The following is a 390-nucleotide window of genomic DNA, read 5'->3' as shown; positions in this document are numbered from 1 at the left end:
CGTCTACATCTCGCACCGCCTGGAGGAGATCCGGCGCATCGGCGACCGGGTGACCGTGCTGAAGGACGGCCGGGCCGTCGCCGGCGGGCTGCCCGCGAAGTCGACGCCCACCCGCGAGGTGGTCGCGCTGATGACCGGACGCAACGTCGAGTACGTCTTCCCGCAGCGGCCCGCCTCCGCGCCGAGGGCCGAACCGGTGCTCACCGTCGAAGGGCTGTCCCGCCGGGGCGAGTTCGACCCGCTCGACCTCCAAGTGCGGCCCGGTGAGATCGTCGGGCTCGCGGGGCTCGTCGGCTCCGGGCGCTCGGAGATCCTCGAGACGGTCTACGGCGCCCGCAGGCCGGACACCGGGCGGGTCCTCGTCGACGGGCGCCCCCTGAAGCCGGGCAG

The 390-nt window shown here is 74.6% G+C and carries 1 protein-coding gene; it reads left to right on the top strand.

Annotated elements, in window-relative coordinates; all coding sequences use genetic code 11:
* On the top strand, positions 1-390 hold a 390-nt coding region (locus KDL01_RS42690), incomplete at both ends, for an ATP-binding cassette domain-containing protein (RefSeq protein WP_212534381.1).

Origin of the sequence: Actinospica durhamensis, assembly GCF_018139695.1 — a bacterium.
Classification (GTDB): Bacteria; Actinomycetota; Actinomycetes; order Streptomycetales; family Catenulisporaceae; genus Actinospica; species Actinospica durhamensis.
This window is presented reverse-complemented; position numbering and strand designations above follow the sequence as displayed.